Genomic DNA, 24,187 nt, shown 5'->3' on the forward strand with positions numbered 1-24,187 from the left:
GCCCGCCCCTCAGCGACGCCGGGGATTGACCGAAACATGCAGGTGGTCGGCCACGTGCCAGCGCCACGGGAAGTCCATCGCCCGGCTGATGCCGATACGCGGGCCCACCACCGGATTGGCTGGCGGCGCGGTGCCATCATCGGCCAGCACGATGCCGCGGTCGGCACCGACCAGATCGGCGCCATCCATCCCCCCGGTGATGCCGAAGGCCTGCGAAAGCTTGCCCGGACCACTGGCGAGATCGCGCTCGCGCTTCGCCTTGGGCCGGGCCAGGCGCATCGCGTCCAGGCCCAGCAGGGGCTCGGCCGCGCGCAGCAATACGCCGACGCCCTCGCCGACCTCGCCGCAGACCGCGTTGCTGCCCCAGTGCATGCCATACGTGAAGTACACATACAGATGCCCTGGCTCACCGAACATGGTGGCGTTGCGCGCGGTCATGCCCCGGTAGGAGTGCGCCGCCGGGTCTTCGCTTCCCGCATAGGCTTCCACTTCGACGATGCGCGCGGCGCGGCCATCCGCGCGCAGCAGCACTTTGTTCAACAGGTCCGGTGCCACCTGCGTGGGGTGGCGGCGATAGAACGCGCGCGGCAGGACCGACCACTGCGGGGGAAGAAAATCGAGCATGCCGACAAGGCTGCGCCGGCCGCAGTGTGCACCGGGTCAAGGCCGCCTCTGCACAGTCTGCGCATGCAGGCTTCGCTTGTTTCTCACGGCCGCGGGAAGACGCTGCGAGCAGATGCGATGGAGGACAGGCAGTGGCAACCGAGGTGAGGGTGGGATGCGCCGGCTGGTCGATACCGGGCCGCTACCGCGAAGCGTTCGATGCGCAGGGAAGTGCGCTGGAGCGGTATGCCTCGCGGTTGTCGGTTGCAGAAATCAATTCCTCGTTCCATCGCCCGCACCAGCCGGCAACCTATGCGCGCTGGGCGGCCGCGGTGCCGGCGCACTTCCGGTTCTCGGTGAAGATGCCCCGCACGATCTCGCATGAACTGCGGCTGCGCGGGACGGGTCCGGTGCTGGACCGCTTCCTTGAGGAAAGCAGCCATCTGGGCAACCGCCTCGGCGGCCTGTTGCTGCAGCTGCCACCCTCGCTCGCCTTCGATGCGCGCGTGGCCGCCACGTTCTTCACGATGCTGCGCCGGCGTACCGTGGTGCCGCTGGCCTGTGAGCCGCGCCATCTTTCCTGGTTCGGTGCCGCTGCGCAGGCACTGATGGAGCGCCATGGCGTAGCACGTGTCGCAGCGGATCCGCCGCGCGTGGATGCGGGTGCGGCGCCTGCCGGGGCGGGGCGTTGGCGCTACTGGCGCTGGCATGGCAGCCCGCGGACGTATTACAGCGACTATGAAGAGCAGGCCCTGCACCGGCTGGCGGGAGAGCTGCGTACGGTATCCGCCGAGGGGCAGCGGTGCTGGGTGATCTTCGACAACACCGCGCACGGCTTCGCCACGGCCAATGCGCTGCGCCTGCAGGCCCTGCTGGAGCAGGCCCATGCCTGAAGGTCCTTCCATCGTCATCCTGCGCGAGGCGGCGGCGCATTTCCGCAACCACGCGGTGCGCATCACCGCAGGCAACAGCAGCCTGGACCTCGCCCGCATGCAGGGCCGACGCGTGGTATCGGTGCGTAGCTGGGGCAAACATTTCCTGCTGGAGTTCCGTGGCTTCAGCCTGCGCGCACATCTGCTGATGTTCGGCACCTGGCGCATCGACGAGCGGAAGCCGACGACGGCGCGCGCCTCGTTGACCTTCGACAATGGCGAGCTCAACCTCTACACCTGCTCGTTGAAGTACATCGAGGGCCCGCTCGACGACGCCTACGACTGGCGCGCGGACGTGATGAATTCCGCATGGGATCCCAGGCTGGCGCGACGCAAGCTCAAGGCACGGCCGGACGCGCTGATATGCGATGCGCTGCTGGACCAGGACATTTTCGCCGGGGTGGGCAACATCATAAAAAACGAGGTGCTGTTCCGCACACGCGTGCATCCGGCTGCCACCATTGCAACCATCCCGCCGCGGAGGCTGGGCCAGGTGATCGCCCAGGCACGCGAATACAGCTTCGACTTCCTGGCGTGGAAGAAGGCCTACGAACTGAAGAAGCACTGGCAGGTGCACACCAAGCGGACCTGCCCCCGGTGTGGTGGCCCGGTGTCCAAGCAGTACCTGGGGACGACCCAGCGCCGCGCGTTCTTCTGCCCGGTCTGCCAGCTCCTGCCATGACGATGACGCCGCGGATCGATGGCCATTGGTTCGCCTATGTGTTCCCGTGCGCATGGGAGGACTACTGCAAGATCGGCTTCTCGCGCGATCCATTGGGCCGCATCAGTGCATTGCACCCGCGCTGGTTCGAATTCTTCGACCTGCATCACGGCTGGTTGGTCGAAGCGGAAAGCCAGCGTGATGCGCGTGATCTGGAGCTGGAGCTGCGCGGGCCGCTGAAGCTGCACCGGTCACCTGCACCGCTCACGGTGCAGGAAAGGGCAGGGGGCAAGACCGAATGGGTCCGCGGCGCCAGTGAGCCGCTGGCCGCTGCGGTGGCTGGACTGGCCGAGCGTGGCTATTACGTGCATCCGCTGCGCCCCTGGCTGCATGCCGCGATGCTGCAGCGCGCCGACCGGTTGTTCTCGTGGTCGGCGGCGCAGCTTCCCGAAGAAGGAAATCATCACGCTGGGCATCGCGCGGCGGAAACCGCGCTGCGTGACGCACTGGATGCCTATCAGTCGCTGGACATCGATCCGCGCCCCTGGCTGCCAGCGCATGTGATGCACTGGTACGGATAGAAAGGCGGTCAGTCCGGGCAGGGGCCGGCCACCCGGTTGCGGCCTGCCTGCTTGGCCCGGTACATCTGGCGGTCGGCCTCGGCAACGAGGTCGGCCGAGGTGGGATGCTGTGGGCCGCTGACCGCCACCCCGACGCTCAGCGTGGCCTTGACCGGATGGCGGCCCACCGACGCGGCGCTGCGCTCGAAGCCGGTGCGCAGTCGTTCGGCCGCGGCCAGCCCGGCGCGCAGGGTTGAATCGGGAAGGATGCAGACGAACTCCTCGCCACCGTAGCGGAAGATCAGGTCGTTCTTGCGCACGACCTGCTCGGCGGCGCGCGCAGCCTGCTTGATCACCCGATCGCCGACGTCATGGCCGAAGCGATCGTTGATGTCCTTGAAGTGGTCGATGTCGAAGAACAGCACCGTGCGGGTGGCATTGCTGATCCGGTCTTCCCGGTCCCAGCTGGCCTGCTTTTCATCCAGCAGGCGGCGGTTGTACAGCCCGGTGAGGGGATCACGGGTGGCCGCGTCATACAGTCGGCTCGCCGATTGTTCCTTGAGTACCGCAAGCACCAGCCCGCACACCAGCAGCACCGACAACAGCAGGATGCCGCTGAACACGGCCACCGCCCACGTCCGCGGCGTGCCGGCGCCCAACGGCTCGGGCAACCACGGCGCCAGCGCGATGGCGAGCACCGCCAGGACCGCCGATACCACCAGGATCCGCGCCAGCATGCGCACCGACGGCAGCAGCGGGTCGTGTCGCTGGATCAGGGTGGACGCAGCCAGCCCGCAGTAGAGCGCTGCAATCGCCGCACGGCCAGCGGCACTGACGGCGTCCAGCCCACGCGGTTCGAACGCCAGCACCACCAGCGCAAGCCAGACCAGCGGTGGTGCCAGCAGCAGCGCCCAGCGCACGCGCAGGCGGAACAGCGAGCGGATGCCTTGCCAGCCCGTGGCGAAGGCCAGCAGGGCGAAGAAGGTACCCAGGTGGGCGGCCGCGCCTGCGCGGTACAGCGCGGGCAACAACAACAGCGTGCAGCCGCAGGCGCCGGCAACAAACGGCATCGCCAGCCACAGGCGTGCGCCATCGCGTGGCCGGGTGAGCAGCAGCAGGATCGCGATGCAGACCAGGACGGCAGCGGCGAAGCCCAGGAGCGTGGGGATGTCGATCATCGGCAAGCAGGCTAGGCAAGCGGATGCGAGCCCGTCGTCAACAACGATGCACATGACAAATGTGCGGTTCATCACAGGTTGCCGGATATTCCCGTGCGGTTAACGAAGCGGGCCGCTTTTCCGGCGTGCCGCGCAGAGCCTGTCGCTGGTGCACCGGTCGGCCCCGTTGCGTGCGACAGCGGCCTGACAGTCTTCGCGCCTTTTGCTGCAAGGGCTGTGACCTCTTCCGCAGTCCTGCACTGCATCCGCATCGGCGCGGTGGCAGCGCATGCCACGTTGAGCCGCCCTGCAGCAAGGAGCCTGAAGTGAATCATTCTCTTGGCGGACGACGCGCGCTGGCCGGACTGTGCCTGGTCGGGGTGGCGGCAAGCGCAGCAGCGCAAGGTGTCACCGGTGACTGGGGCGGACGCCGCCCCGTGTGGCAGGACAACGGCATCGTGCTGGATCTCGGCTACACCGTGGAAGCAGCGCGCAATACCTCCGGCGGCCAGCGCCGCGCCAGTGCCCATGCCGGCCAACTGTCCGCAGGCGGACGCTTCGACCTGGAGCAGTTGTGGGGATGGCGGGGCACACGGGGGCAGCTTTCGCTGAGCCTGCGCGACGGAGACAGCCTCACCGCCCGGGCCGGCCTCGGCAGCCTGATGGCAAGCCAGGAAATCCATGGGCGTGGCCACATCCTGCGGCTGGGCAGCCTGTGGCTGGGGCGGCAGTCCGCCGATGGACGCTTCGATGCAAAGGCGGGCCGGCTCGCGGTGGGGGAGGACTTCAACATGCTCGACTGCGTTGCCATGAACCTGGCGCTGTGCGGCGGCCAGGTGGCGCTGTTCGGGGGCGATTACTGGTTCAATTCGCCGCTCAGCCAATGGGGCGCGGTGGTCACCTGGCGGCCGCTGCCAGCGGTCTACCTGCGTGCCGCCGGGTACCAGATCAACCCCCGCTATGCCGATGAGCGTGGGGGGGGGCCTGCGCCCGGCACCGGCCGGCACGGTCGGCACGCTCACACCGCTCGAGCTGGGCTGGGAGCCCTCCTTTGAAGGGCGCAACGGACACTATGCGATCGGTGGCTGGTACAGCAGTGCGCCGCGGGCCGATGCCATGCAGCCGCTACCGATCCACGCCGGCGGCAGCACCGCCCTGCTGCGCACCGGCGCTTACGGAGGATGGGCCAGCGCGCAGCAGCAGCTGACCGGCGGCAGCGGAAGCAGCGACGCATCGGGCCTGCGGGCGCAGTTGGCCTTCGCGCAGGGCGATCGCCGCACCGGCGACATCGACCAGATGGTCAGCCTGCAGCTGATCCAGACCGGGACGGTGCGCTCGCGGCCGGATGATCGTATCGGCTTCGGGCTTGCCAGTACCCGGGTCAATCCGCGCGCCGCTGCGTTCCAGCAGCGGCGTGACGGTGGCGCGCTGGCAGCGAGGGAGCATGTGGCGGAACTGTTCTACGGCTGGCAGCCCGCGCGCGGTCTGGACCTGCAGCCCGGTGTGCAGTACGTGCGCCATCCCGGTGGGCTGGCGTCGCGCAAGGATGCGGTGGTGCTGGGCATCAAGGCCGACGTGCGCCTCTGAGTCGTCTCAGCGTTCGCCGGTTTCATCATCCAGGCTGATGATGCCGCGGCGCAGGGCCATGGTGACCGCATGCGTGCGGTCACCGACGCCCAGCTTCTCCATGATGCGCTTCATGTGCGCTTTCACGGTCTGCTCGGAAATCAGCATCTGCTCGCCCACGCGTCGGTTGGACATGCCCGCCGCCACGTGGACCAGCACTTCTGTTTCGCGCGGGGACAACCGGTCTTCCACCACATGCGCGGCGATGCTCGCTGCCAGTTGCGCCGGAATGGCGGCGCGACGCCCCCCGGCCACGCTGCGGATGGTGTCGATCAGCTCATGACGCAGCATGTCCTTGAGCAGGTAGGCGCTGGCGCCGGCCTGCAAGGCGCGTACCGCGCGGACATCGCCGCGGTAGGTCGTGAGCACGATGATGCGCGCCCTGGGATCCTGCGCGCGGATGCGCATGATGGCCTCGACACCGTCGATGCCCGGCAACTGCAGGTCCATCAGCACCACGTCCGGGTGCAGCCGCAGGTAGCAGTCCACCGCCTGTTCGCCGTCGGCCGCTTCGCCCACCAGATGCATGTCCGACTGGGTGGACAGCAGCGCGCCCAGGCCATCGCGCAACAGCGGATGGTCGTCCACGATCAACACGCCGATCGAATCGTTGGGGTTCATCCCGAGGGTTTCCTGTTGGGGCACCAGCGCCGCCATGGCGACGGACGCTGCCGGTAGATGCGATGGGCGGGCACCGACAACGCCACTTCGGTGCCCAGCCCGGGACGCGACCAGACGCGGAGTTCTCCACCCAGCCGGCGTGCGCGCTCGCGCATGCCCTGCATGCCCCAGTGGCCGTCGGCGGCGCCGTGGGTGTCGGTCATGCCGCGACCGTCATCGCGCACGTGCAGCAGCAGGCAACTGCGCCCGTAGGCCAGTTCCACTTCGATCGCGCCTGCCTGGGCATGGTGCAGGGCATTGCGGATCGCTTCGCGACCGATCAGGAAGACTTCTTCGGCCGCGTGGGCCTGCAGCGGCGGTGCCGCCCCTTCGATGGTCAGCCGTAGCGGGTTGACGCCCTCGCCGGCGAACTCTTCATGCACATGCGCCAACGCAGTCACCAGATCCTGGCCGGCAGCCGGGCCATCGCGCAGCGCCGCAACGCGTTCGCGTCCTTCGGCGAGGTTCTGTTCGGCCAGTTGCATGGCCGCCTCCAGGCTGCTGCGCACGGCAGGCGAGGCGTGGGCAGACTGGCTGATGGCATGCAGGCGCAGGATCAGCCCCTGGCTGCCCTGCAACAGGGTGTCGTGCAGGTCACGGGCGATCCGCTCGCGCTCGCCGTGGCGTTCCTGCAGCCGGGCCCGCACCAGCGCAGCCAGCTGCCCGCTGCGGATGCGGACGGCCATCACCAGCAGGGCCAGTACTGCCAGCACGCACAGCAGCTTGAACCACAGCGTCTGCATGAAAGTCGGGGCGATCTGGAACGTGCGCGCCACCGGGGTGCTGCTCCAGACCCCGTCTTCGTTGGCGGCCATCACCTCGAAGCGGTAGGTTCCGGGCATGAGGTTGGTGTAATGCGCGCGGGTCTGGCTGCCGGCATCCTGCCAGCTGCTGTCCACGCCGGACAGCTGGTAGCGGTAGCGGGTGCGCTCGGGCCGCGCCAGGGACAGCGCCACGTAGTCGATCTGTACCTGGTCGGTGCCGGCGGGAAGTCGCAGTCCGTCGCGCAGCGGCAGGTGCTGCCCGTCGAACGACACCTCGCCGATGCGCACGTCCGGTGCACGTTCGTTGCGATGCGGCAGGGTGGTGTCCAGCCACGCCAGGCCCTGGTTGGTCGCCAGCCACAACAACCCATCCTCGGCCAGCATCGCCGTGGCGGTGGGGCTGCTCTGCAGGGCGATGCCCGGCATGCCATCGGCATCATCGAACAGGCGCGGGGAGAGCGCGCGTGCGCTGCCCGCCGCCACCCGCAGTGCATCGGCATCGGTGCGCAACAGGCCGCGGCTGCCGTTCAACCAGCGCGTACCCGATGCTTCGCCGGCGATGCCGGTGATGCCTTCCAGCACGCCGGGGATATCGGCCTGCAGCACATGGAAGCGGGCGCCTTCCAGCACGGCAAGGCCGGACTCCCCGGCGACCAGCAGTTCCTCCCCATGCGCGTGCACCGCGGTGACCGGACCGACATTCAGTCCCTGCGCCGGACCGTAAGCCCGTACCGATCGGCCATCGACCACGTGCAGCGTGCCATCGTCATGCCCGACCAGCACGCGCCCGCGTCCATCCACGCTGACCAGGCTGCAACTGCGTGCGGGCAGGCGATGATCATTGCGCCATCGACCGTCCTTGAAGTGCAGCGTGTAGGGGCCGGCGCACGCCCACGCTTCGCCGCGTGGAGCGAAGAACACCGAATTGAAGGACTGCCCGGCGGTCCAGCTCGGCGCGGCGAACGCCACCGTCCGGCCAGCGCTGCGCCGGTACAGCCTGTCATCGTGGAACAGCCACACCGGGACCGCCGACTGCAGGCTGGCGCGCTGCATCGCCGCCGCGCCGGCGTGGACCAGGCTGCGCTGCAGGTCGAACATCCGCAGGTCGTCATCGTAGCCCTGCACCTGCCCCCCCGCGGTGCGGTACAGCGTCCGGTAGGGACCCGACGGACCGACATCCTGCAGCGCATGCACGCTGCGCGCACGGAACCGGTTCAGGCCCAGGTTGGTGCCGACCCAGATGTTGCCTTCGCGGTCTTCCAGCAGCGGCGAGGCCGAGGTCGACGTCAGGCCCTGCGCCACGTCGAAGTTTTCCAGCCGCGTGGGCTGGGTGCCGTCGAAACCGAGCCGGAACACGCCGCCACTGCCGATGCGGGTTCCCCACAGGCTGCCATCACGCGCGAACAGCACGCGATCGGCGCGCAGGTCGGGCAGGCGCAGCGATTCGCGTTGCGCGGGCGACAGCAGGGTGCCATCGCGTGCCACCGGCAGGATGCCGCGTCGCCGGTCGGCGAGCCACAGGCTTCCATCGGCGCGTTCGGCCAGCACCGACTGCGGCGATACGTCCACGCCGGTGGCTTCGAACCGGCCGGCGCCACGCGGCAGTCGCCACAGCGCGCTGCCCGCCAGCAGCCACAGCGTTCCCTGGTGGTCGCGCTGCAGCCAGTGCGCGGGCTCGGCAGGTACCTGCATCGCCGGCGTGGGCGGCTGCCAGTGTTGGCCGTCGTACCAGCGCAGACCGCCCTTGAGCGCCGCCCATAACCGTCCGCTGCCATCGCGCGTGATGCGCGGCACCGGACCGTTCGGCACATCACGTCCACTGAGGAAACTGCGCAGTCCGCGCGGTTGAAGATGGCTGATGCCGGCCTGGAAATAGCCGATCCACAGGCTGTCATCCGGGTCGAGCAGCAACGACACCATGTTGGTGGACGGGAAGCGGCTGCCCTGCGGTGCCGCGTCGCGCTCGAAACGGTGGCCATCGAACCGGTACAGGCCGGATCCGGTTGCCAGCAGCAGCGTGCCCTGGCGGTCCTGCGCGATGTCCCAGATATCACCGGGCGCACCCTGCCCGACGCGCCATGCGCTGTGCTGGAAGCCGGGCAGCCCGGACTGCGGATGCATCGGTGTCGATGCCTGGGCCGTCATCTGCGATGCCACGCACAGCAGCACGACCTGCAACAGGCGGGCGCACGCGTGGCGCAGCAGCGGTGGGGGAGCAAGCGGCATGCTGCATTCTCGCAGGCCAGGGGCACGGCCGGCCTACCCGATCGGGGCAGGCGGGCCAGCGCGGGATCAGGTAACCATGGGCGGCCTGTCCCCGGGAGGGTGGAATGCAGCGTCTGTTCGTGATGTTTCCAGATCGTGCGCCAGGCATCGGCCTGCTGTGGATACGGCTGTGCCTGGCCGCTGCGATGTGCTGGCCGTGGCCGGTGGCTGCGTGGCAGCAATGGGTCGCCGCCTCGGCGGCGTTGCTGCTGGCGCTCGGCGGACTGACCCCATTGGCGGTGCTGCTGGCCACGCTGGTGTTGTGGCGCGGCGGCGGCAGCATGCCGCTGGTGCTGCTGCCTGGCTGCCTGTTGCTGCTCGGCCCGGGCGCGTATTCGCTGGACGCCTGCCTGTTCGGTCGGCGCGTGCTGGTGGCGGCCCGGGGGGGCGCTCCCCCGAAAGAGTGAGGCTGCTGCCCACCCCGTCGGGGGTAGGGCGCCGTGGCGTCTGCCGCCACGCTATGCACTCCCCCCCACGAGTGCCGCCGATGGCCATCGACACACCGTGCGCCGGCGCGCCTTCGGGGCTGCCTGGCCTCACTGCGGCGCAGGCGGCAGCGGTCCGCCGCGCGCAGGCATTCATGGAACAGAACCTCGGCCAGTCGATCGACGTCGTGCAGATCGCCGCCGCTGCCTGTGTCAGCCGCTTCCACCTGGCGCGGCTGTTCCGCAGCGCCACCGGGCTCAGCCCGACTGCCTGGCTGCGCCGACGTCGCATCGACCAGGCCCGCCATTGGTTGCGTGAAGGGTCACAGCCGGTCGGCCGCATCGCCAGCGAACTGGCGTTCTTTGACCAGAGCCACTTCACCCGTACGTTCCGCGCCGCCACCGGCTGCAGTCCGCGCTGCTACGCCTCGCACGCAGCAACCCCTCACTGAATTTCCCCTCGCACTGGAGCCAACTGCATGAACAAGGCCACCGCCGTCCCCGGCAACGCGCTGCTTTCCCCGACCGACCACGCCCTGGTGCTGATCGACCATCAGTCGCAGATGGCGTTCGCCACCCACACCATCGACATCTCCGCGCTGCGCAACAACGTTTCGCTGATCAGCAAGGGCGCGAAGGGTTTCAAGGTGCCGGTGGTGCTGACCACCGTGGCCGAGAAGTCGTTCTCCGGTCCGCTGTTCCCGGAACTGCCGGCGATCTTCCCGGGCCAGCCGGTGTTCGACCGCACCTCGATGAATGCCTGGGAAGACCAGGGTGTGATCGATGAGATCAACCGCATCGGCAAGCAGCGCCTGGTCATCGCGGGCCTGTGGACCAGTGTCTGCATCGTCGGCCCGACCCTGTCGGCGATCGAGCAGGGCTTCGAGATCTATGTCATCACCGATGCCTGCGGCGACGTGAGCGACGAAGCACACGAGCGCGCCATCACCCGCATGGTGCAGGCCGGTGCCGTGCCGATCACCAGCGTGCAGTACCTGCTGGAGCTGCAGCGCGACTGGGCACGCGGCGAAACCTACGACCTCACCACCGGTATCGCGCGCGAACACGCCGGTGGCTACGGCGTGGGCATCCAGTACGCCAAGACCATGTTCGGCGCACAGGAAGGCGGTCACTGAGCATGGGCAGCAGCCATGCCCTGGACGTGGCGCTGCTGATGCTGCGCGTGGCAGCGGGAGGATTCCTGCTCCCGCACGCGCTGGGCAAGTTGTTCGGCTGGTTCAACGGCCCGGGCCTTGCCGGCTTTGCCGGCGAACTGCGTGGTTTCGGCCTGCCTGCCACCGCGCCGTTGCCGCTGCTGCTGGCCGCGGTGCAGGTAGTGGCCGGTCTGTCGGTGCTGCTCGGCTGGCAGACCCGGCTGGCTGCGCTGGCCGGCGCGGCGTTCATCGCGTTCACCGCCGTGCTGGCGCTGCCGCGCGGCTGGTTCTGGATGCGTGGCGGAATGGAGTACCCGCTGATGTGGACGCTGCTGTTGCTGTCGGTCGCGCTGGCAGGCGCCGGCATGTTCTCGCTTGATTCTTTCCTTGCTTCCCCTGGAGTGCCGTCATGAGTACCGATCCTTCCCAGCCCGGCCGCCGCGAGGTGCTGCTGGGGGCGGGCGCGGCACTCGCGCTGGGCCTGGCCGGCCGCGGCCTGGCGGCGGCTTCTTCCCCCTCATCGCAGGAGCGTCGCATGAGCACGCTGGTCATCCGCAATGCCCGCATCACCACCCTCGACCCCGGCACAACCGCATGCACAGGCGCTGGCCGTGCAGGACGGGCGCATCGTCGCCGTCGGCAGCGATGACGAGATCATGCGCGGCTGGGCGGCCGAGGCGACCATCATCGATGCGCAGGGCCGCCGGCTGGTGCCCGGGCTCAATGACAGCCATACGCACCTGATCCGCGGTGGACTCAACTACAACCTGGAACTGCGCTGGGATGGCCTGCGCTCGCTGGCCGATGCGCTGGCCATGCTGAAGGTGCAGGTCGATCGCACGCCCGCGCCGCAATGGGTGCGCGTGGTCGGTGGCTTCACTGCCGCCCAGTTCACCGAAAAGCGCCTGCCGACGCTTGAGGAAATCAACACCATCGCGCCGGATACGCCGGTGTTCCTGCTGCACCTGTACGACCGCGCGCTGCTCAACCGCGCTGCGCTGCGTGCCTGCGGCTATGACAAGAACACACCGGATCCGCCCGGTGGGCAGATCGTGCGCGACAAGCTGGGCAACCCCACCGGCCTGCTGCTGGCCAAGCCGAACGCGGTGATCCTGTACGCCACGCTGGCCAAAGGACCCAAGCTGCCGATCGAATACCAGGCCAATTCCACGCGTCACTTCATGCGTGAGTTGAACCGGCTGGGGATCACCTCGGTGATCGACGCCGGCGGCGGCTTCCAGAACTATCCCGAGGACTACCAGGTCATCGAGCAGCTGCACCGCGATGACCAGCTCAGCGTACGCATCGCCTACAACCTGTTCACCCAGAACAAGGGCGGCGAAGTCGGTGACTTCCAGCGCTGGAGCGACATCCTGCAGCCGCGCCAGGGCGACGACCTGCTGCGCCACAATGGCGCGGGCGAGATGCTGGTGTTCTCCGCGGCGGACTTCGAACTGTTCAACGAACCGCGCCCGGAATTGCCGCCCGGACTTGAGCCGGAACTGCATGACGTGGTGCGGTTGCTGGTTGAAAAGCGCTGGCCCTTCCGCATCCATGCGACCTACGACGAGAGCATCTCGCGCATCCTGGATGTCTACGAACAGGTCAACCGCGAGGTGCCGTTCGATGGCCTGCACTGGTTCATCGACCACGCCGAGACCATCACCCCGCGCAACATCGAACGCATCCGCGCGATGGGCGGTGGGCTGGCGATCCAGCACCGCATGGCCTACCAGGGCGAAGCCTTCGTGGAACGCTACGGCGTGCAGGCAGCACGGCATACGCCGCCGGTGAAGCGGATGCTGGCCGAAGGCGTTCCGGTAGGCGCCGGTACCGATGCCACGCGCGTGGCCAGTTACAACCCGTGGGTCGCACTGTCGTGGCTGGTCACCGGCCGCACCGTGGGCGGCCTGGCGCTGTATGGCGATGAAAACCTGCTGGAACGCGAACAGGCGCTGCGCCTGTGGACCCAAGGCAGCGCATGGTTCTCTGGCGATGAAGACCACAAGGGCACGCTGAAGGCTGGCCAGCTGGCCGATTTCATCGTGCTGTCGGCCGACTTCTTCCGCGTGGACGACGACCAGATCGCCAACATCACCAGTGTGTTGACCGTGCTGGGCGGTCGCATCGTGCACGCCGCCGCCGACTACGATGGGCTGGCACCGGCACTGCCGCCGGCGATGCCGGACTGGTCTCCGGTCAACCGCTTCGGCGGCTACCACGTCAGCGGCACGGCCACCGGCCTGGCGATGGCGCACCACCATCACCATGGCGCGCCCTGTTCCACCCACGGTGCACACGGCCATGCGGCCCAGCATGCGGCACCGACCGGTGACCTGCAGGCGTTCTGGGGTGCCATGGGCTGCTCGTGCTTCGCGTTCTGATCCTCGCCGCGCTGATGCTGCCTGCGCTGGCACAGGCACGCGCGCAGGCCGGCTGCGAGGCGGGCCACTGCACCGCGCTGGGCCAGGGCGACCTGCAATGGGACGCCTCGCTGCGACTGCGTGGCATGTACTTCGATTCCACCCGCTTCGGCATCGGCGGCAGCGAAGACGGTTATGGCCTGCTGCGCGCGTTGGGATCGGCGACCTATCGCCGCGATGACTGGCAGGCGCGCGTGCAGCTCGGCGTGCATGCCGAACAAGGACGTGCGGGTGGTCCCGGCGGCACCGATCAAGGCGCGCTGGACGTGCAGCAGGCGTACTGGCGCTGGCAGGGGCAGCAGGCATGGCTGCAGCTGGGACGGCAGGAAGCGAGCTATGGCAGTTCCCGGCTGCTGTCGGTACGCGACGGGCCGAACATCCGGCTGGCGTTCGATGGCCTGCGCCTGGGCTGGCGCGCTGCCGCGGGCACGCTGGACCTGCTGGCGTTGCGCGCGGTGGACAACCGTCCCGGCGCCTTCGACGATCGCAGCGAACCGGGTGCCCATCTGTGGGGCGCTTACGCGACCAGCGCAGCACGCCGCAGTGGCCAATGGGATGCCTACCTGCTGGACTACCGGCGCGATGGCGCACGCTTCGCCGATGGCAACGGGCGCGAACGGCGGCAGACGCTCGGCACGCGCTGGTTCGGCCAGCGCGATGCACTGGACTGGAACGTGGAAGCGGTGGTCCAGCGGGGTCATCTGGATGCCGCCACGCGGCAGCTGGACATCCGTGCCTGGACACTGGCGAGCGATACCGGCTGGCGCTGGCAGCAGGCGCCATTGCAGCCGCGGCTGGGGGTGAAACTGGACATCGCCAGCGGTGACCGCGATGCGGGCGATAGGCGCCTGCAGACCTTCAATGCGCTGTACCCGAAGTCGTCCTATTTCAGCGAGGCCAGCCTGCTGGCGCCGGCCAACCTGGTCGACCTGCAGCCCACCCTGGACCTGCAGTTCAACGAGCGCCTCGGCACCCAGCTGGGCGTGCAGCTGGCCTGGAAACAACAGCGCAGCGATGCGGTGTACACCACGCCGGCACCGCTGCTGCCGTTGCCCGGCAGTACCGGCGGCGCGCGCCGCATCGGCACCCAGTACAAGGCGGAAACCCGCTGGCAGGCCAGCGAGGACTGGCTATGGCAATGGCAGCTGGCCTGGGTGGATGCCGGTCCGGCACTGCGCCAGGCCGGTGGCCGCGACACTCTTTTTGCCTCCATCGTAGGAGCGTGGCAATGGTAAATACCGCTTCCCCCGCGGCACCCGGCGCCTGGGCGCCGCTGCAGATCAGCATGTTCCGCGCCTTGTGGCTGGCCATCATGGGCAGCAACATCGGCACCTGGGTCAACGACGTGGCCGCGGCGTGGGTGATGGCCGAACGCACCGGTTCGCCGCTGATGGTCGCGCTGGTGCAGTCGGCCACCACCGTGCCGATCGTGCTGCTGGCGCTGGTGGCCGGCACCCTGGCCGACATCGTCGACCGTCGCCGCTACCTGCTGGCCACCCAGGGCTGGATGCTGGCGGTGGCCGGCACCATGGCGGTGCTGACCCACCTGGACCTGCTCAGCCCGACCCTGCTGGTGGTGCTGACCTTCTGCATGGGCTGCGGCGCCGCCATGGCGATGCCGGCGCAGGCGGCGATCGTATCCGAACTGGTACCGCCACCCATGCTGGCTTCGGCCGTCGCACTGAACTCTATCGGCATCAACATCGCGCGGTCGCTGGGCCCGGCCATCGGCGGGGTGATCGTCGCCCAGCTGGGGGCCACGTGGGCGTTCGGCTTCAATGCGATCAGCTTTGCCGCCATGCTGGTGGTGCTGCTGCGCTGGCAGCGTGATCCGAAAGCCTCCAGCCTGCCGCCCGAAGGCTTCGGCGCCGGACTGAAATCCGGCCTGCGCTATGCCAGCCGGGCCGGCCACCTGCAGGCGGTGCTGATCAAGTCCGCCGGCTTCTTCTTCTTCGCCAGCGCGATGACCGCGCTGCTGCCGGTGGTGGTGCGCGGGCAGATGCAGGGCGGGGCAGGGCAGTACGGCATGTTGCTGGGCTGCGTGGGCATCGGCGCGGTCAGTGGCGCCCTGCTGCTGCCGAAACTGCGTGCGCGGCTGGACCGTGACCTGCTGGTGCTGCTGGCCACGCTGGCGCTGGCGCTCAGCCTGGTCGGACTGGCCGTGCTGCGCAGCTGGGTGCTGCTGCCGCTGGCGATGCTGGTGAATGGATTTGCCTGGATCACCGTGCTGTCTTCGCTGCAGATCGCCGCGCAGACCGCGGTTCCGGCGTGGGTGCGTGCGCGTGCGCTGGCGCTGTACATCATGGTGTTCTCGCTGGGCATGGCCGCCGGTGGCCTGTGCTGGGGCGCGCTTGCCCAGCGCAGCACGCCTACCCTGGCGCTGCTGGTGGCGGCCGTCGGCGCGGTGGTGGCGGGCCTGCTGGTATGGCGCGTGCGCATCTCCGGTACCGAAGAACTGGACCTGCGGCCGGCCGGCCACTGGCCTGCACCGGAACTGTCGGTGGCGGTGGCGCACGACCGCGGACCGGTGCTGGTGACGGTGGAATACCGCATCGACGCAGCAGACCGGGTTGCCTTCCACGCGTGCATGCGCCTGCTCGGCCGCGTGCGCCGTCGCGATGGCGCGGTGCTGTGGGGCGTGGCCGAAGATGTTGCCAGTCCCGGCGTGCACCTGGAGTACTTCGTCACCGCGTCGTGGTTGGAACACCTGCGCCAGCACGAGCGCATCACCGCCGATGACAAGGCCGTGCAGGAGCAGCTGCGCACGCTGCATCGCGGCGAACGGCACCCCGTGGTGCGCCATTTCGTCGGCGGCAGCGATGCGCTCGACGGCGTGCTGCCCCACACCCACAGCGATATCTGATCCACCGCTGCATCCCCTCGACAGGAGCCACCCGCATGAGCAATTTCGTTACCGTCAAAGACGGCGCCCGCATCTTCTACAAGGACTGGGGCACCGGCCAGCCGATCGTGTTCGCGCATGGCTGGCCGCTCAGCTCCGACGCCTGGGACCCGCAGATGCTGTTCATGGGCCAGAACGGCTTCCGGGTCATCGCGCATGATCGTCGCAGCCACGGCCGTTCCAGCCAGACCTGGGACGGCAATGACATGGATACCTACGCCGACGACCTGGCCGCGGTGCTGGAGCAGGCCGACGTCAAGGACGCAATCCTGGTCGGGCATTCCACCGGTGGTGGCGAAGTGGCGCACTACGTGGGTCGCCATGGCAGCAGCCGCGTCGCCAAGGTGGTGCTGGTCGGTGCGGTACCACCGCTGATGCTGCAGACCGCCGGCAACCCGGAAGGCACGCCGCTGGACGTGTTCGATGGCATCCGCAACGGCACCGGTGGTGATCGCTCGCAGTTCTTCCAGGACCTGGCCTCGCCGTTCTTCGGTGCCAACCGCGATGGCAACGCGGTCACCCAGGGCATGCGCGATTCGTTCTGGCTGCAGGGCATGCTTGGCGGCGTGAAGGGCCAGTACGACTGCGTGCGTGAGTTCTCCGAAGTGGACTACAGCGCGGACCTGCAGAAGATCGACGTGCCGACGCTGGTGATCCATGGCGACGACGACCAGATCGTGCCGATCAAGGCGGCTGCCGAGAAGTCGATCAAGCTGCTGGCCAACGGCACGCTGAAGGTCTACCCCGGTGCGCCGCATGGCCTGACGGCGACCCACGCCGATCAGTTCAACGCCGACCTGCTGGCCTTTGCCAGGGCCTGATCAGGCACCACCCACCCGCGATACGCCGGCATGGCCGGAGCGTGCGAACGCTCCGGCCATTTTGTTTCCGGCCTCCAGCGCTTCCATTTCCGCATGACCGCACAGGCAGGTCCAGCGCACCATGCGCTGTCATCGATGCGACTTGCGGCGCTGCTAAAACGAGCAGGGGCCCGCGTGCGGCGCCGCACCTGCCGGCAACAACGGGCTAAAGTCCGGCCAGGGCAGGCCGATACCGATGCGTCATTCCGCCTCGGACTCTGTCATGCCGGCTGCCCCCCACATCCTGCGTTCTGCCTTCCCCCGCCTGCGCCACCTCGCGGTCCGTGCGCGGCCTTCCCTGCAGCGCCTGGCGCGGCTCAGCGTGGCCGCCAAGATCAAGGCCAGCCTGCTGGTCTGTGGCCTGGGCCTGGTCACCATTGCCGCGATGTACTGGTGGACCAGCCACGGCAGCGAACGCGCCGCACAGAGCTTCGCGGTCTACCAGCAGGGCACCGGGCTGGCTGCCACGCTGGCTGCCGATATCGCCGAAGCGAGGCGGCTGCAGACCCAGTATGCACGCAGTTTCGATGCCACCGACCGCGACGCGCTGCAGCTCGCCCAGCAGCGCCTGCAGGCCACGCTGCAGCAGCTGCGGGCGTTGCCGATGGACGCGACGCGCCGGCAGGCATTGGCCGAATTGACCACCCAGGCCGATGCGTTTGCCGAGGGCATCGCCGCGCTCAACGCGCGCGTGGACGAAATGGGGCGGGGCGATGAAGCGATGTCGGCGCAGCTGGAGCAGGCGGCCGACGCCGTGCAGGTGGCGGTGGACGCAACGCAACGCCCGCTGCTGGCCCTGCACCTGCAACGCATGCGCCGCCAGGAAAGCCTGCTGCTGCTGAGCGGCGACTCCCGGCATGCCGACCGCGCCAGCGAAGAAAAACTGCCCTTCGACCTTGCGCTGGCCGGCCTGCCGGCCGATGCCCAGCAGCAGCTGCGTGATCTGATGGATGGCTACCAGGGCGCGCTGCTGTCCTATACCGCCGCGCGCATGGGCCTGGACGTGGAAGCGCAGTCATTGGTGGATACCGCGGCCAGTATCGCCCCTGCGCTGCAGGCGTTCCAGCAGGCGCAGGCAGCCAGCCTGGAACAGGCGCGCGCTCGCCAGCAGGCGCAGGCCACGCGCCTGGGTGTGCTGTTCGCCGCCTCGCTGCTGATGGTTGCCGTAGTGCTGATCGGGACGCTGTTGATGGTGCTGCACGCCGTGCGCCGGCCGATCCAGGACACCCTGCGTTTCGCCGAGGACATCGCTGAGGACCGCCTGGATACGGTGTTGCGCGTGCACAACCCGCACGATGAAATCGGCCAGCTCGCGCAACGGCTGGGCCACATGCAGCAGCAGCTGCGCGCACGAATCGAACGCGAGCGCGCGGTGGCGCAGGAGAACGCGCGTGCACGGCAGGCGTTGGACAGCGCCTCCACCGGCCTGATGGTGGTCAATCCGCAGGGCGAGGTGACCCATGCCAATCCGGCGTTGCTGCAGACCCTTGGCGCCGGCGGGAACGACGTGCTGGGCCGGCCGGCCCGCCAGCTGCATGCCGCACTGGCACGGATCGACGGCAGCGGCCGACGCGAGTACGACATCCAGCACGGTGGCACGAGCTGGCAGCTGGTGACCACGCCGATCTTCGAGGGCGGCCAGTCACTCGGCGAGGTGGTGGAGTGGCGCAGCCGTGCACTGGAAGTACTGCTGGAAACCGAAGTCGGCGCGCTGGTGGATGCGGCGGCCCAGGGTGAACTGGCCGGCCGCATTCCGCTGGAAGGAAAGCAGGGCTACGTGCATCGCCTGTCGGCCAGCATCAACCACCTGCTGGCGACCTTCGAACACAACCTCGGCGACCTGCAGGCACTGCTGGCGGCGCTGGCGCGTGGCGACCTGCGCGTACGCATGGACGGGGACCTGGACGGCGTGTTCGCACGCATGCGCGACGACGCCAATGCGACCGTGGACCAGCTGGCGGGTATCGTGGCGGGCATCCAGAACGCAGCGCGCGCGATCGGTGACGCGGCCGGTGAAATCAGCGCCGGCAATGCCGATCTTTCCATCCGTACCGAACGGCAGGCGGCCAACCTGGAAGAGACCGCCGCGTCCATGCACGAGCTCACCGATACCGTATCGCGCAATGCCGATGCAGCCGGACAGGCCGACACACTGGTCCGCGCCAGCGCGGAAGTGGCCGCGCGCGGGGGCGATACGGTGGGCCAGGTCCAGCGCTCGATGCAGGACATCAGCGCGTCGTCGCGGCGGATCGGCGAGATCACCGCGCTGATCGATGGCATCGCCTTCCAGACCAACATCCTGGCGTTGAACGCGGCCGTGGAGGCGGCGCGCGCCGGTGAGCAGGGCCGCAGCTTCGCGGTGGTGGCCAGTGAAGTGCGGTTGCTGGCGCAGCGCAGTGCCGAGGCGGCCAGGCAGATCAAGGGACTGATCGAAGACTCGGTGCAGCAGGTGGGGCAGGGCACGCGTGCGGTCAGCCAGGCCGGTGCGACGATGGCCGAACTGCAGGCCAGCGTGCAGCAGGTGGCCGCGATCATGGCGCAGATCCGCGATGCCTCGCTGGAGCAGCGCAACGGCATCGGGCAGGTCAACCAGACCATCGTGCAGATGGACGCCAGTACCCAGCAGAACGCGGCGATGGTGGAGGAGGCCACGGCGTCGGCGCGCGCCCTGGAAGCCCAGGCCGAGGTGCTGGCCGAGGCGGTGGCGGTGTTCCAGCTGCGTGGCGCCGGAGCGAAAGGGCCAGCGTCGCACCCCGCGAACGCGGAACGGATGCTGGCCCCGGGTTGAGCCTGCGGCCGGTCAGATGAGCATGCCGCCGGAGGCTTCCACGCGCTGGGCATTGATCCAGCGCGTGCCCGCCGACATCAGAGCGACCACGGCCGGGCCGATGTCATCGGGCTTGCCGGCGCGACCGAGCGCGGTGGACGACGCCACCATTGCATTGATGCCCGCATTGTCACGCACGCGGCCGCCGCCGAAATCGGTTTCGATCGCACCCGGCGCCAGCGTGTTGGCACTGATGCCACGCGCGCCCAGCTCCTTGGCCAGATAGCGGGTGAACACTTCGATGCCGCCCTTCATCATCGCGTACGCCGAGCTGCCCGGCAGCGAGAAGCGCGCCAGCCCGCTGGACACGTTGAGGATGCGGCTGCCATCGGCAAGCAGCGGCAGCAGGGCCTGGGTCAGGAAGTAGGGGCCTTTCAGGTGCACGTTGACCAGGTGATCGAACGCGGCCGGGGTGGTGTCGGCGATCAGCGCGTAGTGGCCTTCGCCGGCATTGTTGACCAGCCCATCCAGGCGCTCACCGCCCCAGTCGGCAAGCTGGGCCTGCAGCCGTTCGACGAACGCGGGGAACGAGGCGCTGTCGGCCACGTCCAGCGGCAATGCGGCAGCGCGTCGACCCAGCGCCTCGATCTGCGCCACGACCTCGTCGGCGGCAGCGGACTGGCTGCGGTAGGTCAACACGATATCGGCGCCGTCGGCGGCCAGGGCGAGGGCGGCGTTGCGGCCGAGGCCACGGCTGCCGCCGGTGATCAGCAGGGTGCGGGAAACGGACATGTCGAGCTCCAATGGGCGGGTAGGTGACCAGCCTATTGGGCTTGCGGGGGCGAATAAACTGCGTGATGCTGATATGACTGTTCAACCATGGCCGACAATCAATGGACAGCATGGCGCAGCTGCGCATCTTCCTGCACGTAGCCGAACGCGGCTCGTTCACCCGTGCGGCAGAAGGCCTGGGCCTGCCCAAGGCCAGCGTGTCGCTGGCCGTGCAGCGGCTGGAAGCGGCGATGGGTACTCAGCTGCTGCACCGGACCACGCGCCGCGTGCAGTTGACCGCCGACGGTGAACAGCTTTTCCAGCGCGCCCGCGACCTGCTGGATGACATGGAGGACCTGCAGGGCATGTTCCGCCGCGATACCGCGCAGCTGCGCGGGCGGCTGCGGGTGGACATGTCCAGTGGGCTCGCCCGCCACCTGATCCTGCCGCAGCTGCCGGCGTTCCTGCAACAGCATCCGGGGCTGGAGATCGAACTCAGCGGCACCGATCGCCGTGTCGACCTGGTGCGCGAAGGCTTCGACTGCGTGCTGCGGGTCGGCGCGCTGGACGACAACACGCTGGTGGCGCGGCCGCTGGGCAGCATGGAGATGGTCAACTGTGCCAGTCCGGGGTATCTCGCCGCGCGTGGCACGCCGTTGACCCTCGATGCATTGGATGCGCATTGCCTGGTGCACTACGTAAGCACGCTGGGGCAGCGGCCGGCGGGCTTCGAATACCGCGATGGCGAGCAGTACCGCAGCCTGCCGATGGCCGGTGCGGTGACCGTCAACAGCGGCGATGGCTACACCGCCGCCGCGCTGGCCGGACTGGGCATCATCCAGGTGCCGCGGCTGGGCGTGCGCCAGGCCCTGCGCGATGGAACGCTGGTTGAAATCCTGCCGCAGCTGCCGTCCGAACCGATGCCGGTGACCCTGCTGTACGCCCAGCGCCGGCACCTTCCGGCGCGGGCGCGGGCGTTCATGGACTGGGTGGCCGCGCTGCTGCAGCCGCACCTGCTGCCGCTGTAGCGAAGCGCACACCCGACGCTGCTCAATACACGTCGCGCCGGTAGCGTCCATCGGCGAGCAGTGCATCCACCGCCTCCTCGCCCAGGGTTTCGCGCAGCACGTCGTCCACGCCCTGCGCCATGCCCTGCAGCGAACCGCATACGTACACGCAGGCGCCGTCGGCGATCCAGTGGCGCAGCTCCGCGCTGGCCGCGCGCAGCAGATCCTGCACGTACATCCGGGTGCTGCCATCGCGCGACCACGCCTGGTCCAGGCGGGCCAGGTGACCCTGCTGCTGCCAGTCGATGATCTCCTGCGCGTACAGCGCATCGCAGGCCGGCTGGCGTTCTCCGAACAGCAGCCAATGGCCGTGCTGTCCGGCGCCGTCGGCTTCACGCAGCAGGCTGCGCAGGCCGGCGATGCCGGTACCGTTGCCGATCAGGATCATGGGCGGCGCATCGTCGTGGCGGTGGAAGCCCGCATTGCGCCGCACCCGTGCCGGCACGTAGTCGCCGATGCCGGCGTGCAGTGACAGCCATCCGGAACCGATCCCCGGCTGGCCGTCGTCGCCATGCACCAGGCGCACCACCAGCTGCACGTGGCCATCGGCCAGGCAGCTGGCGATGGAGTATTCGCGCGTTGGCAAAGGCGGCAGCTGGTCCAGCCACCGGGCGGCGTCATGCACTGCCTGCACCTGGTCGACCGGCGGCAACACGCGCCGCGCCGCCGCATCGTGCACGCGCAGTTCCAGCCCGTCCACATGCACCTGTGCGTCGGCGTCCAGCCCTGCCGCGGCCAGTACCGCAGTAACCTCCTCCGCAGCGTGGCGCGGGGCCACCTGCAGGATGTCACCGGCCTGCCAACCCGCGCCAGTTGGCGGCAGCAGGGTCACCTGCCAGATCGCGCCGCCCTGGCTGCCGGGATTGAGCAGCCGGCGCTCGCGCAACGTCCAGTCCTGCAGCAGACGGTGCGGCTCGGCGTCCACCGCCGCCTCCACGCCGGTGAGCGACGCAAGCTGGGCCTGCCAGCGCTGCAGCGCACGGGCGTCGTCGCCATCCACATCGATGCACGGGAACAGCGCCGCCGCGCCCTGTTCGCCCAGCCACTGTTCCACCCGCCGCGCGAAGCCGCAGAAGCGGTCGTACTGGCGATCGCCCAGCGCCAGCATCGCGTAGCCCAGTTCCGGCAGCGCCTGCGCCTGCGCCAGCACCTTGCGTTCGAAGGCGCGCGCGCTGTCCGGCGCTTCGCCATCGCCGAAGGTGCTGACCACGAACAGGGCGCGCCGGGCCTCCTGCAGCGTGCCGCCGTCCAGGCGTGCCATCGGGGTTACCTGCACGCGCATGCCGGCTGCCTGCAACTGGCCGGCCGCGCGCCACGCCAGTTGTTCGGCCTGGCCACTCTGGCTGGCGAAGGACACCAGCCACGGCGGCCCGTCGGCATGGCCCGCCGACGGCGGCGCGACGAGGTCCACGCGCGAGGCGCGCACGGCGCGCTTCTTCGCGCGGCGGTCCAGGTACAGCATCCAGCCGGTGACGAAGAACAGCACCATCAGCAGGCTCGACAGCATCACGATCAGGCGCCCGGGCAGGCCGAAGAAACTGCCCGAATGCAGCGCGAACATGCTGCCCAGCACCTTTTCGCCGCCATCCAGGTCGGCATACGCGCGCTGGTCCAGCACCGCGCCACTGGCGGGATCGATCTGCAGGGTGTCGTAGGCGCGGTCATGGTGGGAATGCTGGGCGGACATCACCCGTGCGGTGACCGGGCGGTCGCCGCGCGCCGGCAGGCGCAGGTCGATGTAGCCTTCGCGCACGCCAGGCAGCGCATACAGGCTGGCCTGCACGCGCTGCAGGTCCAGCGTTCCGCCGGCCTGCACCGTCGGCGCAGCAACCGGCGGTCCCCCGAGCAGGCGGGTCAGGCCATCGCGGTACCAGTCGAAGGACCACCACAGGCCGGTCAGGGCGATCAGCAGGTAGACCGGCAGCACCCAGGTGCCGATCACCGAATGCAGGCTCCACAGGAAGCTGCGGCCGCTGTGTTTCCACTCCACCGACAGCCAGCTGCGCCAGCTCCACCACTGGCGTGGCCAGCGCAGGTAGATGCCGGACAGCACGAACACCAGCAGGATGATCGTGCAGCTGCCGGTGACCAGCCGGCCGCGGTCGCCTGCCACCAGGCGTCGGTGCAGGTCTTCGGTGAAGTCGAAGAAGCCCTGGCCACGCAGCGCGCTGAAGCGTTCGCCGGTGAAGGGATCGAAGTACACCCAGTTGTCGCGGCCGCCATCGAAGCGCGCCACCGACGGACGTTGGCCGGTGGCATCCACGCGCAGGCGCTGCAGCGCGGTGTCGCTGCCTTCGCCCAAGGTGGCCACCAGGGTGTCCAGCGGCAGTGCCTGGCGGCCATCGCCCTGCTGGGTGGCGACCGCGGCGAACTGCGGATTCAACACGCGCAGCAGGTCGTCCTCGAACGACAGGGCGGCGCCGGTGAGGCCCATCAGGGCGAGCACGGTGCCGGCGGTGATGCCGAGGAACCAGTGCACCTGGAAGAGAACGGTCTTGAACATCGGGGGAGGGTCAAACCGGTAACGCCGGGCCCGAGGGTCCGGGTACTGCGCGGGGGGAGGCGCCGTGGGGTATCCCTACCTGCGGCG

General features: G+C 69.0%; 20 protein-coding genes and 1 pseudogene. 15 read left to right on the forward strand and 6 right to left on the reverse strand.

Annotation, left to right across the window (positions count from 1 at the left end; translation table 11 throughout):
- Window positions 1–9: 9 nt before the first annotated feature.
- A complete protein-coding gene (locus QE373_RS01965) occupies window positions 10–624 on the reverse strand; it encodes a DNA-3-methyladenine glycosylase (protein ID WP_123698859.1) in 615 nt (204 codons plus the stop codon).
- 131 nt (window positions 625–755) lie between these two features.
- On the opposite strand from QE373_RS01965, the gene QE373_RS01970 reads away from it, so the two are divergent.
- The 3 genes from QE373_RS01970 to QE373_RS01980 are packed head-to-tail and all read left to right on the forward strand — an operon-like array spanning window position 756 to window position 2,777.
- The gene (locus QE373_RS01970; RefSeq protein ID WP_309683020.1) at window positions 756–1,496 is read left to right on the forward strand and encodes a DUF72 domain-containing protein; all 741 of its coding nucleotides are present in this window, start codon (window positions 756–758) and stop codon (window positions 1,494–1,496) included.
- The gene (locus tag QE373_RS01975; RefSeq protein ID WP_309683023.1) at window positions 1,489–2,217 is read left to right on the forward strand and encodes a DNA-formamidopyrimidine glycosylase family protein; all 729 of its coding nucleotides are present in this window, start codon (window positions 1,489–1,491) and stop codon (window positions 2,215–2,217) included. The genes QE373_RS01970 and QE373_RS01975 overlap by 8 nt, the downstream gene beginning before the upstream one ends.
- The gene (locus tag QE373_RS01980; protein ID WP_309683026.1) at window positions 2,214–2,777 is read left to right on the forward strand and encodes a GIY-YIG nuclease family protein; all 564 of its coding nucleotides are present in this window, start codon (window positions 2,214–2,216) and stop codon (window positions 2,775–2,777) included. The genes QE373_RS01975 and QE373_RS01980 overlap by 4 nt, the downstream gene beginning before the upstream one ends.
- Before the next feature lie 8 nt (window positions 2,778–2,785).
- Here QE373_RS01980 and QE373_RS01985 read toward each other — a convergent pair whose 3' ends face one another.
- The gene (locus tag QE373_RS01985) at window positions 2,786–3,934 is read right to left on the reverse strand and encodes a GGDEF domain-containing protein (protein WP_309683029.1); all 1,149 of its coding nucleotides are present in this window, start codon (window positions 3,932–3,934) and stop codon (window positions 2,786–2,788) included.
- 305 nt (window positions 3,935–4,239) lie between these two features.
- Here QE373_RS01985 and QE373_RS01990 point away from each other — a divergent pair, with 305 nt between their 5' ends.
- Together QE373_RS01990 and QE373_RS01995 are read left to right on the forward strand one after the other, a co-directional pair.
- Window positions 4,240–4,968: a carbohydrate porin gene (locus QE373_RS01990; protein WP_309683032.1), complete on the forward strand. Its 729-nt coding sequence runs from the start codon at window positions 4,240–4,242 to the stop codon at window positions 4,966–4,968.
- A complete protein-coding gene (locus tag QE373_RS01995) occupies window positions 4,880–5,500 on the forward strand; it encodes a carbohydrate porin (protein WP_309683035.1) in 621 nt (206 codons plus the stop codon). Before QE373_RS01990 ends, QE373_RS01995 begins: the two co-directional genes overlap by 89 nt.
- Window positions 5,501–5,506: 6 nt before the next feature.
- Here the strand turns inward: QE373_RS01995 and QE373_RS02000 are convergent, their stop codons facing one another.
- Together QE373_RS02000 and QE373_RS02005 are read right to left on the reverse strand one after the other, a co-directional pair.
- Window positions 5,507–6,160 (reverse strand): response regulator transcription factor, encoded by a 654-nt coding sequence (locus QE373_RS02000; RefSeq protein WP_309683038.1) that lies wholly within the window; start codon window positions 6,158–6,160, stop codon window positions 5,507–5,509.
- On the reverse strand, window positions 6,157–9,189 hold the full coding sequence (locus tag QE373_RS02005; RefSeq protein WP_309683041.1) for a two-component regulator propeller domain-containing protein: 3,033 nt from the start codon (window positions 9,187–9,189) through the stop codon (window positions 6,157–6,159). Before QE373_RS02005 ends, QE373_RS02000 begins: the two co-directional genes overlap by 4 nt.
- Before the next feature lie 104 nt (window positions 9,190–9,293).
- Here QE373_RS02005 and QE373_RS02010 point away from each other — a divergent pair, with 104 nt between their 5' ends.
- The 9 genes and pseudogenes from QE373_RS02010 to QE373_RS02050 all read left to right on the forward strand — a co-directional run bounded on the left by QE373_RS02010 (window position 9,294) and on the right by QE373_RS02050 (window position 19,780).
- Complete coding sequence (locus QE373_RS02010; protein ID WP_309683044.1) at window positions 9,294–9,635, forward strand: hypothetical protein; 342 nt, start codon at window positions 9,294–9,296, stop codon at window positions 9,633–9,635.
- 80 nt (window positions 9,636–9,715) lie between these two features.
- Entirely contained in the window at window positions 9,716–10,105 is a 390-nt protein-coding gene (locus QE373_RS02015; RefSeq protein ID WP_057507442.1) for a helix-turn-helix transcriptional regulator, read from the forward strand.
- A 27-nt stretch (window positions 10,106–10,132) separates the two neighbouring features.
- The gene (locus QE373_RS02020) at window positions 10,133–10,789 is read left to right on the forward strand and encodes a hydrolase (RefSeq protein WP_309683047.1); all 657 of its coding nucleotides are present in this window, start codon (window positions 10,133–10,135) and stop codon (window positions 10,787–10,789) included.
- A gap of 2 nt (window positions 10,790–10,791) precedes the next feature.
- Window positions 10,792–11,220 carry a DoxX family protein gene (locus QE373_RS02025; RefSeq protein WP_309683049.1) on the forward strand — a complete coding sequence of 143 codons (429 nt, stop codon included), beginning with the start codon at window positions 10,792–10,794 and terminating at the stop codon, window positions 11,218–11,220.
- 122 nt (window positions 11,221–11,342) lie between these two features.
- A pseudogene (locus QE373_RS02030) lies at window positions 11,343–13,191 on the forward strand (amidohydrolase).
- Complete coding sequence (locus QE373_RS02035; protein WP_309683051.1) at window positions 13,176–14,465, forward strand: alginate export family protein; 1,290 nt, start codon at window positions 13,176–13,178, stop codon at window positions 14,463–14,465. Before QE373_RS02030 ends, QE373_RS02035 begins: the two are co-directional and overlap by 16 nt.
- Window positions 14,459–16,093 carry an MFS transporter gene (locus tag QE373_RS02040; protein ID WP_309683053.1) on the forward strand — a complete coding sequence of 545 codons (1,635 nt, stop codon included), beginning with the start codon at window positions 14,459–14,461 and terminating at the stop codon, window positions 16,091–16,093. The genes QE373_RS02035 and QE373_RS02040 overlap by 7 nt, the downstream gene beginning before the upstream one ends.
- Before the next feature lie 35 nt (window positions 16,094–16,128).
- Entirely contained in the window at window positions 16,129–16,953 is an 825-nt protein-coding gene (locus QE373_RS02045; protein ID WP_309683056.1) for an alpha/beta hydrolase, read from the forward strand.
- Between the two features lie 262 nt (window positions 16,954–17,215).
- Window positions 17,216–19,780 carry a methyl-accepting chemotaxis protein gene (locus tag QE373_RS02050; protein ID WP_309683058.1) on the forward strand — a complete coding sequence of 855 codons (2,565 nt, stop codon included), beginning with the start codon at window positions 17,216–17,218 and terminating at the stop codon, window positions 19,778–19,780.
- A gap of 12 nt (window positions 19,781–19,792) precedes the next feature.
- On the opposite strand, the gene QE373_RS02055 is transcribed toward QE373_RS02050, so the two are convergent.
- The gene (locus QE373_RS02055) at window positions 19,793–20,551 is read right to left on the reverse strand and encodes an SDR family oxidoreductase (protein WP_309683060.1); all 759 of its coding nucleotides are present in this window, start codon (window positions 20,549–20,551) and stop codon (window positions 19,793–19,795) included.
- A gap of 101 nt (window positions 20,552–20,652) precedes the next feature.
- Here QE373_RS02055 and QE373_RS02060 point away from each other — a divergent pair, with 101 nt between their 5' ends.
- Entirely contained in the window at window positions 20,653–21,558 is a 906-nt protein-coding gene (locus tag QE373_RS02060; protein WP_309683062.1) for a LysR family transcriptional regulator, read from the forward strand.
- Between the two features lie 22 nt (window positions 21,559–21,580).
- Here QE373_RS02060 and QE373_RS02065 read toward each other — a convergent pair whose 3' ends face one another.
- Window positions 21,581–24,100, reverse strand: a complete 2,520-nt coding sequence (locus QE373_RS02065) for a PepSY domain-containing protein (RefSeq protein ID WP_309683065.1) — start codon at window positions 24,098–24,100, stop codon at window positions 21,581–21,583.
- Window positions 24,101–24,187 lie beyond the last annotated feature (87 nt).

The organism is Stenotrophomonas sp. SORGH_AS_0321, from assembly GCF_031453215.1.
Lineage (GTDB): Bacteria > Pseudomonadota > Gammaproteobacteria > Xanthomonadales > Xanthomonadaceae > Stenotrophomonas > Stenotrophomonas chelatiphaga.

Coding starts and splice junctions, on each gene's coding strand:
- QE373_RS02040 (WP_309683053.1), top strand. CDS start 14,459: ATGGTAAATACCGCTTCCCCCGCGGCACCCGGCGCCTGGGCGCCGCTG.
- QE373_RS02060 (WP_309683062.1), top strand. CDS start 20,653: ATGGACAGCATGGCGCAGCTGCGCATCTTCCTGCACGTAGCCGAACGC.
- QE373_RS01975 (WP_309683023.1), top strand. CDS start 1,489: ATGCCTGAAGGTCCTTCCATCGTCATCCTGCGCGAGGCGGCGGCGCAT.
- QE373_RS02010 (WP_309683044.1), top strand. CDS start 9,294: ATGCAGCGTCTGTTCGTGATGTTTCCAGATCGTGCGCCAGGCATCGGC.
- QE373_RS02045 (WP_309683056.1), top strand. CDS start 16,129: ATGAGCAATTTCGTTACCGTCAAAGACGGCGCCCGCATCTTCTACAAG.
- QE373_RS02055 (WP_309683060.1), bottom strand. CDS start 20,551: ATGTCCGTTTCCCGCACCCTGCTGATCACCGGCGGCAGCCGTGGCCTC.
- QE373_RS02005 (WP_309683041.1), bottom strand. CDS start 9,189: ATGCCGCTTGCTCCCCCACCGCTGCTGCGCCACGCGTGCGCCCGCCTG.
- QE373_RS02020 (WP_309683047.1), top strand. CDS start 10,133: ATGAACAAGGCCACCGCCGTCCCCGGCAACGCGCTGCTTTCCCCGACC.
- QE373_RS02050 (WP_309683058.1), top strand. CDS start 17,216: ATGCCGGCTGCCCCCCACATCCTGCGTTCTGCCTTCCCCCGCCTGCGC.
- QE373_RS01985 (WP_309683029.1), bottom strand. CDS start 3,934: ATGATCGACATCCCCACGCTCCTGGGCTTCGCCGCTGCCGTCCTGGTC.
- QE373_RS01965 (WP_123698859.1), bottom strand. CDS start 624: ATGCTCGATTTTCTTCCCCCGCAGTGGTCGGTCCTGCCGCGCGCGTTC.
- QE373_RS01980 (WP_309683026.1), top strand. CDS start 2,214: ATGACGATGACGCCGCGGATCGATGGCCATTGGTTCGCCTATGTGTTC.
- QE373_RS02000 (WP_309683038.1), bottom strand. CDS start 6,160: ATGAACCCCAACGATTCGATCGGCGTGTTGATCGTGGACGACCATCCG.
- QE373_RS02065 (WP_309683065.1), bottom strand. CDS start 24,100: ATGTTCAAGACCGTTCTCTTCCAGGTGCACTGGTTCCTCGGCATCACC.
- QE373_RS02015 (WP_057507442.1), top strand. CDS start 9,716: ATGGCCATCGACACACCGTGCGCCGGCGCGCCTTCGGGGCTGCCTGGC.
- QE373_RS01995 (WP_309683035.1), top strand. CDS start 4,880: ATGAGCGTGGGGGGGGGCCTGCGCCCGGCACCGGCCGGCACGGTCGGC.
- QE373_RS02025 (WP_309683049.1), top strand. CDS start 10,792: ATGGGCAGCAGCCATGCCCTGGACGTGGCGCTGCTGATGCTGCGCGTG.